11 protein-coding genes are annotated in these 10,268 nt (G+C 43.7%); all 11 read right to left on the minus strand.

Annotation, left to right across the window (positions count from 1 at the left end; all coding sequences use genetic code 11):
* Positions 1-63: 63 nt before the first annotated feature.
* Positions 64-741, minus strand: coding sequence for a rhomboid family intramembrane serine protease (locus tag ADI76_RS02015; protein ID WP_049514399.1), 678 nt, complete (start codon positions 739-741; stop codon positions 64-66).
* Positions 725-1,264 carry a 5-formyltetrahydrofolate cyclo-ligase gene (locus ADI76_RS02020; protein ID WP_049514400.1) on the minus strand — a complete coding sequence of 180 codons (540 nt, stop codon included), beginning with the start codon at positions 1,262-1,264 and terminating at the stop codon, positions 725-727. Before ADI76_RS02020 ends, ADI76_RS02015 begins: the two co-directional genes overlap by 17 nt.
* Before the next feature lie 109 nt (positions 1,265-1,373).
* Positions 1,374-2,507 (minus strand): N-acetyldiaminopimelate deacetylase, encoded by a 1,134-nt coding sequence (locus ADI76_RS02025; RefSeq protein WP_049514402.1) that lies wholly within the window; start codon positions 2,505-2,507, stop codon positions 1,374-1,376.
* Between the two features lie 208 nt (positions 2,508-2,715).
* Positions 2,716-3,414, minus strand: coding sequence for a 2,3,4,5-tetrahydropyridine-2,6-dicarboxylate N-acetyltransferase (gene dapD / locus ADI76_RS02030; RefSeq protein ID WP_049514404.1), 699 nt, complete (start codon positions 3,412-3,414; stop codon positions 2,716-2,718).
* A 65-nt stretch (positions 3,415-3,479) separates the two neighbouring features.
* Positions 3,480-4,721, minus strand: a complete 1,242-nt coding sequence (locus tag ADI76_RS02035) for a hypothetical protein (RefSeq protein ID WP_049514406.1) — start codon at positions 4,719-4,721, stop codon at positions 3,480-3,482.
* A gap of 39 nt (positions 4,722-4,760) precedes the next feature.
* Positions 4,761-5,144 (minus strand): hypothetical protein, encoded by a 384-nt coding sequence (locus ADI76_RS11635; RefSeq protein ID WP_239683604.1) that lies wholly within the window; start codon positions 5,142-5,144, stop codon positions 4,761-4,763.
* Positions 5,145-5,193: 49 nt separating this feature from the next.
* Entirely contained in the window at positions 5,194-5,667 is a 474-nt protein-coding gene (locus ADI76_RS11640) for a hypothetical protein (RefSeq protein WP_239683605.1), read from the minus strand.
* Positions 5,668-5,681: 14 nt separating this feature from the next.
* Positions 5,682-6,371, minus strand: coding sequence for a hypothetical protein (locus tag ADI76_RS02045; RefSeq protein ID WP_049514407.1), 690 nt, complete (start codon positions 6,369-6,371; stop codon positions 5,682-5,684).
* Positions 6,372-6,376: 5 nt separating this feature from the next.
* Positions 6,377-7,084: a hypothetical protein gene (locus ADI76_RS02050; RefSeq protein WP_049514409.1), complete on the minus strand. Its 708-nt coding sequence runs from the start codon at positions 7,082-7,084 to the stop codon at positions 6,377-6,379.
* Positions 7,085-7,191: 107 nt separating this feature from the next.
* Positions 7,192-8,280, minus strand: a complete 1,089-nt coding sequence (locus ADI76_RS02055) for a hypothetical protein (protein ID WP_049514413.1) — start codon at positions 8,278-8,280, stop codon at positions 7,192-7,194.
* Positions 8,281-8,556: 276 nt separating this feature from the next.
* Positions 8,557-9,906, minus strand: a complete 1,350-nt coding sequence (locus tag ADI76_RS02060) for a glucose-6-phosphate isomerase (RefSeq protein ID WP_049514416.1) — start codon at positions 9,904-9,906, stop codon at positions 8,557-8,559.
* Positions 9,907-10,268 lie beyond the last annotated feature (362 nt).

Below are 10,268 nucleotides of genomic sequence, written 5' to 3' on the forward strand. Positions count from 1 at the left end.
TGTGCGGAGGTGGGACGACGAAATCGAATTCTAACGAATTACCGATTTCTGTCCCACTCTCTCTTAAAATAGAGTCAAGATTTTACCTAAGAAATAAAGCAAAAGCAAGAGATAAGAGAGGGCTGCACTCATCTGATAGGTTCGGTTCATAAAACGAGCTTCCCCTCTTACTGGAAAGACATAAGCCAACATGACCCCAGCTACTAAGCCACCGATGTGCCCCGCCATACTGATTCCTGGCATGAAGCTAAAGATCAAATTGACCACAATCAAGCTGGTATAGGACTGACTCAAGTGGCGAATATAGGGACTTTGGACAATAAAGCGCAGCGCACCAATGGTCCCAAACAGTCCAAAGAGGGCTGTAGAAGCTCCTGCTGCAATCACATCTGGCGTAAAAATAGCAACAAAGACATTGCCCATCATGCCTGATAAGAGATAGAGAGCTAAGAAAGCCTTCGATCCAAAGAGATCTTCTGCCAAACGTCCTAAGTAATAGAGGGTGATCATATTGAGCACAAAATGTTCTAGGCCGATATGAACAAATGTAGCTGTCACTATTCGCCATAACTGGCTAGGATCGACTTTCACAACCTCTCCAATAATCCCACCGCTATAGTAAATAGCAGCACCTGTTTGGTAGTCGCCTCCAAATCGGATAAACATGGAAAGAAAGACTGCCGTTGTCACTAACAACAAGAGGCTAGTCACAGGATAACGACGATCAAAGAGTAACTTCATAGACTAGCACCTCCTGAACTGCCTGATCAAACGTATCTGGCTGGAAATCCTTCTGCTGGATGGAATAAATCGTACTAACCGTTTTTCCAGTAAAATCTGCTAAATAACGATCATAATAGCCACCACCATAGCCAATTCGGTAGCCTGTTGACTGGAAGACCACGCCTGGTACATGGATCAGATCAATCTCTGACTGTTCCACAAGCTTTCCTTTTTCATTGGGCTCCAGCAAACCAAAGCGTGTTTTTTCCAAAATGTCAGGATCGTATTCCACAAATACCATCCGCCCTTGTGGATAGGTACGGGGAACACAGACGCGTTTCCCAAGTTGAAGAGCTGCTTGGATCAAGCCAGCTGTGGAAACTTCATGGCCAAAAGACAGATAGGTCGCAAGGGTCTTTGCCTCCTGAAAAGCTGGTAGTCCCAAGAGGCGCTGAGTCAGCTCTTCATCTGCTTGAGTTTTCACGGATTCTGGCAACCGTTTCATGGCTGCTATGGTTTCTTTTCGTAGTGTTTTCTTCATTCCCTACTCCTTTTGTATAGCTTTAATTGTATCATTTTTTATGAAACATCCGAATAGTTTCTACACAAGAAAGTAAAAATCCAACTCCAGACGGAGTTGAATCATTCCTTTATTGGTTGGCCTTCATTTTCAAAAATTTACCAATGTTTTCCACAGCAAAGGGAAGGACTGCTTCATTTGGGCTCATCTTCGGATGGTGCAGGGCATAAGGGGTATCAATCCCCAACCAGAACATGACCCCAGGGACCTTGCTCAAGAGAAAGCCGAAGTCTTCTCCTGTCATCGCAGGCAGGATATCAATCAGATTCACGTCTTCCTCAGCTGTGAAAAAGTCCATGAGTTCTTTGGCCAACTCTGGTTGGTTTTCCACAGGTAGGTAACCTCCTTGCTTAAGTTCCAGATCCAGTTCGACATCAAAAGCGGCTGCAACTCCTTCCGCAATCGTTTTGACCCGTTTTTGAGTCAGTAGGTTCATCTCCATGGTCAAGGTCCGAATGGTCCCATGAAGGAAGGCGGTCTCAGCAATCACATTATTGGTGGTTCCTGCATGCATGGAACCAAAGGTCACCACAGCACCTTCAATTGGATCGACATTTCGACTCACGACCGATTGGACTTGGGTAATGAAGTAAGAGGCTGCTACAAGAGCGTCATTGGCCTCATGTGGAAAGGCCGCATGTCCTCCCTTTCCTGTAAAGGTGATCTTGACTTCACAGGTCCCTGCAAAAAGGGTACCCGTATTGGTCGCAATGTCTCCCACCTTCAAATCAGGGCGTACATGCAGACCATAAAATTCATCAGGGAGCCAGTCGCCAAAAGCATTGTCCTTATACATGAGCATCCCACCAGCCTCATTTTCTTCAGCTGGTTGGAAGAGAAAGAGCAGGTTATTTTTTGGTTGCACTTGGACCAGTTGATCCAAAAGCCCTAGGGCTGTTGTCATGTGCATATCATGACCACAAGCATGCATCCGTCCTTCATGCTTAGAGGCAAAATCAAGGCCCGTTTGTTCCACAATCGGTAAACCATCGATATCTGTCCGCCAACCGATGGTTTTTTCAGGTGCAGACCCATGGAGATACACCAGGATCCCGGTCCGCCAGGTCCGTTGCTCTACAAAGTCCTTGCCCGCTGTGATCTCTGCGATTCGCTCTAAGAGGTAGGCTTGGGTTTCAAATTCTTCTAAGCCAATTTCAGGGATTTGGTGCAAATCCCGTCTGATTTTGATTAAATCCAATGTCATCGTTGTCTTCTTTCTATTAGAATAGGGAGTGGGAAAGAACTCCTATTATTTAAAAGGAGTTCGTCTTCCCACCCCCGCACAGTTGATTAGGTCATCTTTGGAGCTTAATCAAGCGAACAAAGATGCCAATCAACCACTGCGTCATACAATTATTCCCTTCAAACATCAAAGGCTGGACAATTTTTGCCCAGCCTCTACCATTCATATCTTATAAATTACGCAAAGCGTCTTCCAAGGCTGTTTTTTGTTGTGTTTTTTCGTCAATTTCCTTGATGATGCGAGCTGGGACACCAGCTACAACCACATTTTCAGGGACATCTTGAGTAACGATCGCTCCAGCGGCAACGACTGAACCGTTTCCAACTTGAACTCCTTCAATCACAACAGCGTTGGCACCGACCAAGACATTGTCACCGATCCGAACAGGCTCAGCAGAAGCTGGCTCAATGACACCCGCAAGAACGGCACCTGCACCGATGTGGCTGTTTTTACCAACTGTTGCACGGCCACCAAGAATAGCTCCCATATCGATCATGGTTCCTGCACCGATTTCAGCACCGATGTTGATCACAGCCCCCATCATCACGACAGCATTATCTTCGATGGTCACTTGGTCACGGATGATAGCGCCTGGTTCGATACGCGCATTTAGATAGCGCTTATCCAGCAAGGGAACAGCTGAATTACGGCCATCTTGTTCGACCACATAATCCTTATTCTCTGTTAAGTTGGCAAGAAGCGACTCGATATCTTTCCAATCACCGAACAACACATTACCTAGTTTTGTGACAGAAGCAGGAACAGCCGTTGCCAATTCCCCTTCAAAAGTTACTTTCACATTTGTTTTCTTTTCTGCATTTCCAATAAAAGCGATAATTTCTTGTGCAGACATTTTTTGTGCAGTCATGAGATTCTCCATTCATTTCAATTAAAGGTATCCATATTATACCACAATCCCAAAGAGATGAATACCTAAGGCGATGTGGATGTCGCCGGATCTTCGAGACCCTTGATTTCACTAATAGTTCGATTACTTCCAAAACGAATAATGACTGATCGCGAATCAGAAAGTTTATAGTAAAAGATTAAGAAGGACTCTGAACTCATCATACTCGACCAAGAAACACGGCTAGGAATTCCGACTGTATTCACAAGATCTGCATAGCTGGTTCCTATTTTAATATTGGCAAAATCCTCTCTATTCAAACTGCCATTTTTATTGGCTAATCGCTCACTGTTTAAGTTCTCAAAATTAAGAGAAGATAGACGGCTACTAATCATATTTGAAAGCAAAACAGATACAGAAGAAGGGGATCCTTCAACCTCATAATCCAAGCTTGTCATGAAAGGACCGACACTACCCTCTTGGTAGGTTTCTTCCCCACTACTAGCCTTGCCCAGTACAGCTACCACATCCTGCGGAGACAGATAAGTTGAAGAGGTACGACCTTGATCCCCCTCACTTAAACCAGGAATCAGGGAAATCGCCTTCTCATAGGTCACTTGAAACTGAAATTCACCTTCCGGTGCAATCAAGGTACTCGTACCACTCTTCAAGGTTTCCTTTCTGGTTCCATAAGACCGGCCAGGACTTCCGTATTCACTAGTAGTAGAAGAAGGATGTTCCTCACTATGGATACCTCCTGAAGCTAGATAGGCAAATAATCCCAGCATGGCCAATAATCCAAAAAAGGCTGCCAGCGAAGACCCTCCACTATTAGAGGAAGGAGAGTAGGTTTTCGCCCTATCCGATTGGGAGTCTAGTACCGTTTGTCTTGGTTCTGAATGCCTGCCTCCCCCTATTGAAGCCAGGTCAGCTTCTGAAATCAAGCGGCTCCCACCCTGGTGCTCTACTTTTTTCTCAGCTGAAGGAGACTGCCCTATTGTATCTTGTGCTGGTGTTTCTGACCTTTCTTCTTCTGTTAGTGGTGTAGCAAGAACGACCTGAGCTGATTCGTCTTCAGGTGTAGCAAATGAGCCTTCCTTTGGATCATACGATTCCTCCTTCACACCAATCGCTGGTTCGTCTTTTCGTTCCTCTTCTTGTTTCACCTCTTCCTGAAAAGCAGGGACTTCTACCACTTCTGGCTCTTTTGCGAGCGTATCTTCTAGCTTCTCAGGACTTCCTTTTTCTAAGGGTGCTTCTTTCGGCTGGCCTTTCGAAAACCGACTCTGGTGCTCATTTCGTAGATGCGACCAGTCTTTATTTCCCATTGTCCTCTCCTTTTATTTAAAATGCTTCGGCTGATTTTTTTACTGTGCTGTAGATGTAGAGGAAGCTGGTGTGGTCGCTACCTCTTTCGATTTGATATCCTTGATGGTTTGCCGGCTATCAAAATGGATTTGAACCGTTTGAGAATCCGATAATCGATAGGTAAAGGAAGGCGCTTCCCCGTAACCTAAAAGCCCAGATACATATATTTCATCCGGAATCCCTACCGTATTGAGTAGGTCTAAATAAGGCATTCCGACCTTGATAGTGGCAAAATCGTCCTTCGTCAAGCTCCCATTCTTATTCGCAAATCGGTCACTTTTTAAGTGTTTCAAACTTAAAAGAGAGATCCTGTAAAAGGCACCTGTTTTTTCAAGAAGAACCTTCCCATCTGCATCCTTTGATTGGTAATCTAATGTCAGCAAAAAGGGACTAGAACTGCTACCACTATAGGTTGCTTCCCCACTCCTTGCTTTACCTAATGCTGCAACGACATCTTGTGGATCTACCGTCCCAAAAGAGGTCTTTTTTTTCTTCCACTGCAAAATTAGGAATGAGAGACATGGCCTTTTCATAGGTTGGCTGAAATTGAAATTCATTAGCTGAGGCGATATAAGAACTATTTTCACTGGTCAGATATTCCGTTCTGATACCATCACGTGATAAACCATTGATCCCCTCACTCGAAGAAGATGAAGAAGAGCTTTTATTAACTTCGTTTTGAAGCACAAACACAAAAGCCATTAACAAGGCGAACCACCCAAAAAATCGCAAAAGCGAACCAATCCCCTCTTTTGAGGAAGAAGGGGAAGACTCCATCGTATCTGAATGGCTTCTAGTATCCTGATGATTGTCCATCCCTATTGAAGCCAGATCGGCTTCTGAAATCAAGCGGCTCCCACCCTGGTGAGAGGAAGCTGCCTTGATGTCTGTCCGTTGATCGTCCAATGATGTCTCCTTTCTTATACCAACACCAATTTCTTGGCTTTTTTCTTGAATTCCATCACCACTTCTGGCTGCCCTGGCACCTGGTAAGTCGCGCGATAGCCCATTCCGCCATCTGGCATTTCCCCCCAGACCAAGCGTTGAGGATTTCCAAGTTGCTTAATGAGCTGGGCGAATTCTGTACCTTTTTTCTCTTTTTCAGTAGTGATTTCTTTCTCACTGCTTGTCTTCTCTTTTGCGTCCAACAAATTCGTCGCATCCACCATCATCAAGCGATACCCCTGGTCTTTTTCCTGTTCAAACCACAAGGTCACACTTTTCTTACCCTGATCGGTTTGCTTAGCCGCATAAGTCAAGACAAGAACGGTTTTATCCCCTTGAGCTGTCTTAGTGTAGCGAACTTTTTGAGCTTTTCCCCATTTAGCCACAACTGTCTCCAAGCGGGTTCCTGGTTGCTGACTCTGCTTGAGACGAACTTTTAAATTCGCCACAGCTTCGATGGTCCATTTAAACTGTTTGATTTCTTGTTCCTTGCTGACCAAATTCTTGTAATCCTTTGGCTGGAAATGAGTCAGTGTTTGGTCCTCCTTGGTATCGGTTCCCTGCTCCTGCACCTGGATGCTTGCAATCGCAAGTAACAATCCTAAAACAAAACACAAAAACGGCAGCAAGAGCTCTTTTCGATTCTTTTTCATCCACTCGATCATCTGCTTCACCCCTTCTTCGTCAAACGATACTGACCACTATGGTCACGTTCAAAGGTTAAAGAGACCAGTCCATCTGTCACCTGATAAGACAGGGCTAGGACTTGCTTGTCCTTTTCAGAGGTCAAACTAAGAGAATTGGGAAGACCTGATTTTTTCAAGACATCTTCTACTGCTGTCCCCTTTTCCTTTTTTCCATCTAGCGTCTGATAGCCTGTAAAATCTGCCAGTTTTAAGTTCTTTTTGCTCTGATAGTGAGCCGACTTGGGCGCAAAGCCTTGAATCGAGCTCAAATAAAAGGTATCATCCTGCTTTTGAAATTCTATGGTATAAGGATGAATCCCCTGCACAGGAGTCCCATAGCCTAGCTGGACTTGCGTTCCAAAAGTCGTATCTTCTTGTGTAAAACTCGCTGCTTTTCCAATTTTTTTGACGAATGCAGATAAAGTCACCCAATTTTTTTGTGTCTTTCCTTCTCCCCTTGCAAGGTCCAATGACAACAAGTCTTCTAAAGCCGGCTCTTTGGAAGAAGACGCAACAAATTGCTGGCTGTCTTCTTGCATGCGAGACAAACTCAACAAGCGATCTTTGGGCAAGGTTTTCACTGGATGAATCATAAACACCAAGCAAACACCAACCATAAAAGCCAGCAAAGCACTTGCAGCTTTTTGGAGGATCCGCTTATGATGTTCTATCCACTGTTTCATTTCTTCCATCCTTCATGCTCTTTCTATTCAAACTCTTTCTATTGTATAGAAAATTAGCGTATTTGTCTCGTCTTATCCCAAAAAAGAGGCGCTTGCCTCTTTCTTGTCTGATCCTTTTAGTAGCTGTCTTTACTGCTCAAGAGAAAATCTCCATTTTCTTGGCGAATAAAGGTCAAATCTACATAGTCCCCGTTTTTCTTTTGGAAGTCCATGACCAATTCTATCTCGTCTGAATCATCAGATGAACTCACCGTCAGATTGACTGCATCACCGTATTTTTCTAAAAGCTCTTTGTAAGAGGTTCCTCCAGCACCGGTCTCACTATTTCCAACTTTGAATCCATCTGCAAAGTTGTCATCAACCGTAAGATTTTTCCCAAATTGATTAAATTCAAATTTGACAAGCTGGAATTCTTTCCCTTTCTTAGAGTAAGTCGCTTTGACCTCTTTATTATAAGAGTTATCATCCCAGAATAATTTCAATTCTCCACTATCAAATTGAACAGAACTAGCCTTTCCATAAGCGTCGACCATTTCCTCAGGAGTCTCCCCATCATCCGTTTCAGTCAAAAACTGAAGTTGCTCGATATCAGATTGTTCCCAGCTAAAATTGGCTTCCGCATCTTCTGCGGTCAATTGATCCAAATCGATATTGGAAGACGAACCAGACTGGTTACCTGACCAAGAAGTCTGCTTTCTAGATGATGACGTGCTAGGGCTAGCATGACCAATCAAATAACCACTGACTCCACCGATAAGAAGCCCAACTAAAATCCCAAGGGCAAAACGAATCGCCTTCTTGTCTGCAGTATCCATCGGTCTTCCAACAGGAGAAAGAGGAGCTTGTGGAATAGGTGTCTCAGGAACAGGCACTGTTTGCGGACCAATTGGTTCAGCTGCCATGTTTTGAGGAGCTTGAGGCGCAGGCTGGAATGGAGGAGTCGGTTGGGGAGCGGCAACTACATCCGGATGTTCTCCAACAGTCACTTCATCCACCTTTGGAAGCTCCACTGCTTCTGACATAGCTAGCTTGTCTGCCTCTTCTTTCATTGCTTCCGTCTCCGTCACTGAAAGACCACTAGCTTCTGGAACGACCAAGTCTTCGGCTTCTTCTTTTGGGACAAAGGCTGGCGCAGCCACATCAAATTGAGGCGCACCCTCTAAGGGCGTCTGTTTCATAAATTGTTCTTGATCTTTCTCGGACATTTCGAATTCTCCTTTTTATTCTTCTCTTCTACTATAACATAAAACCAAGCAAGGACCAACTCCTGTCTGTTAAGACTGAAAAAGATCGGAGATAGATCGGACCTTTTAGAAATTTCTATTAAAATTTCTTGCGAAGGGGGACAATAGCAATCAGTTAACCATATGATTGAGAAACATAACTAGATCGTGTTTTTATAATTGATTCCAGGGGACAAAAATATGAGTTTGTTTAGCAAGTAAAAAAACGACCTCTTGCGAGATCGTTTTGTCTATTTATTAAAGACGAGCGTTGAGTTCTTTGCTCAATTCTTCAAATCCTGGTTTACCAAGAAGGGCAAACATGTTACGTTTGTATGCTTCAACACCTGGTTGGTCAAATGGGTTGATCGCATTCAAGTAACCTGAAAGGGCGATAGCCAATTCGAAGAAGTAGATAGTGTATCCAAGAGTAAAGGCATCTTGCTCAGGAAGAGTCACGTACATGTTTGGTACGTCACCGTCAGTGTGGGCAAGAAGAACACCGTCAGTCGCTTTTTTGTTAACGAAATCAACGTCTTTTCCTTGGAGGTAGCCAAGTCCGTCAAGGTCTTCTTCCAAAGTAGGGATGATCACATTCTTACGAGGTTTGTCAACGCGGACAACTGTTTCAAACATGATACGAGTTCCTTCTTGGATAAATTGACCCAATGAGTGCAAGTCTGTTGAAAAGTTAGCTGAAGTTGGGTAGATCCCTTTTTGATCTTTCCCTTCTGACTCACCAGCCAATTGTTTCCACCATTCTGAGAAGTATTGAAGAGATGGCTCGTAGTTTACCAAGATTTCAGTCGCATAACCTTTACGGTAAAGGATATTACGAACTGCTGCATATTGGTAAGCTTCGTTTTCTGAAAGTTTGTCTGAAGTGTAGTCTTTACGGGCAGCGTTCGCACCTTCCATAAGGGCTTTGATATCTGCACCTGATGCTGCGATTGGAAGCAATCCAACTGCTGTCAATACTGAGAAGCGTCCACCGATATCATCTGGAACTACAAATGTTTCCCAACCGTTCGCATCTGCTTCAACCTTAACAGCACCTTTTTGGCGGTCAGTAGTTGCGTAGATCCGTTTGTTAGCTTCTTCTTGACCGTATTTCTTCACCAAGAGTTCTTTGAAGACACGGAAAGCGATGGCTGGTTCAGTTGTTGTACCTGATTTAGAAATCACATTGACTGAGAAATCTTTATCTGAAACATACTCTACCAAGTCAGCAAGGTAAGTAGATGAGATTGAGTTTCCAGCATAAAGGATTTGTGGAGCTTTGCGTTCTTCTTTTGTTTGCAAGTTTGCAAAGTGGTGGTTCAAGAAGTCAATGGCTGCTTTCGCACCAAGGTATGATCCACCGATACCGATTACGACCAAAACATCGCTGTCTGATTTGATTTGTTCAGCAGCTTTCAAGATGCGGTCAAATTCTTCACGGTCATAATTTTCAGGAAGGTCCAACCAACCTAGGAAGTCACTACCAGCACCTGTTCCTTTACGGATCAATTCATCAGCTGCAGTCACTTGTGGTTGCATGTATTCCACTTCATGTGGGGCAACAAATTTACCCAAAACTTTTGAGTAGTCAAATTTAATATGAGACATGTTATTCCTCCAAATTTTGTTCTTCTCTATGATATCGCTTTACACGGATTTAATCAAGGGAAACCAATCTGTAAAACGTTTTCATTTGCTAATTTTTTTATTTTCACAAATCAAGCAACGACGCAATAGCAATCGTTTGCATATTTGCACTATTTTAGGCTAAAAAATCCAAAAAAGAAGCTTCTCACGAAACTCTATTTTTTCTCTTTTATTCTTTAAATAGGAAAGTTATTTCTACATGACTCTGGTGTGTGATAGCCCTCACGTCGCTTCGCTCCTCAGGATCAATATCTCTAAGTTCGGTTGCGCCTTACAGGCTTAATTTATTTACGCTATAGCCCTCACGTCGCTTCGCTCCTCAG

This window comes from Streptococcus parasanguinis (genome assembly GCF_001074805.1).
Classification (GTDB): Bacteria; Bacillota; Bacilli; order Lactobacillales; family Streptococcaceae; genus Streptococcus; species Streptococcus parasanguinis_A.

What these genes read in the sequence shown, in the direction of transcription:
- ADI76_RS02025 (WP_049514402.1), bottom strand. Translation starts at nt 2,507, where the DNA reads ATGACATTGGATTTAATCAAAATCAGACGGGATTTGCACCAAATCCCT.
- ADI76_RS02020 (WP_049514400.1), bottom strand. Translation starts at nt 1,264, where the DNA reads ATGAAGAAAACACTACGAAAAGAAACCATAGCAGCCATGAAACGGTTG.
- dapD (WP_049514404.1), bottom strand. Translation starts at nt 3,414, where the DNA reads ATGACTGCACAAAAAATGTCTGCACAAGAAATTATCGCTTTTATTGGA.
- ADI76_RS02050 (WP_049514409.1), bottom strand. Translation starts at nt 7,084, where the DNA reads ATGGAAGAAATGAAACAGTGGATAGAACATCATAAGCGGATCCTCCAA.
- ADI76_RS02015 (WP_049514399.1), bottom strand. Translation starts at nt 741, where the DNA reads ATGAAGTTACTCTTTGATCGTCGTTATCCTGTGACTAGCCTCTTGTTG.
- ADI76_RS02055 (WP_049514413.1), bottom strand. Translation starts at nt 8,280, where the DNA reads ATGTCCGAGAAAGATCAAGAACAATTTATGAAACAGACGCCCTTAGAG.
- ADI76_RS02060 (WP_049514416.1), bottom strand. Translation starts at nt 9,906, where the DNA reads ATGTCTCATATTAAATTTGACTACTCAAAAGTTTTGGGTAAATTTGTT.
- ADI76_RS02045 (WP_049514407.1), bottom strand. Translation starts at nt 6,371, where the DNA reads ATGATCGAGTGGATGAAAAAGAATCGAAAAGAGCTCTTGCTGCCGTTT.
- ADI76_RS02035 (WP_049514406.1), bottom strand. Translation starts at nt 4,721, where the DNA reads ATGGGAAATAAAGACTGGTCGCATCTACGAAATGAGCACCAGAGTCGG.